The organism is Monashia sp. HAY1-2A, from assembly GCF_056755315.1.
In genome coordinates, this window is the sequence record NZ_JBNDHY010000530.1 from 1 (window position 1) to 257 (window position 257).

Sequence of the window (257 nt, forward strand, 5' to 3'; positions counted from 1 at the left end):
TTGCAGATGCACAACCAGCCAGCGATTGGTGCCGAGTGGCTGTTTAAAGGCACCGGCGTGGGTGCCAGCAATCAGTTTGAAGCGGGCGGTTTTATCCGCAGCCGTGAAGAATTTGCCTGGCCGAATATTCAGTATCACTTCCTGCCGGTGGCGATTAATTACAACGGCAGTAATGCGGTAAAAGAGCACGGTTTCCAGGCGCATGTCGGTTCAATGCGTGCACCCAGCCGTGGCCGCGTTCAGGTGAAATCGAAAGA

Annotated in this window: 1 pseudogene; it reads left to right on the forward strand. The window is 54.5% G+C overall.

Annotated elements, in window-relative coordinates:
* A pseudogene (locus tag ACPYOM_RS22980) lies at positions 1 to 257 on the forward strand (choline dehydrogenase); the annotation flags it as partial.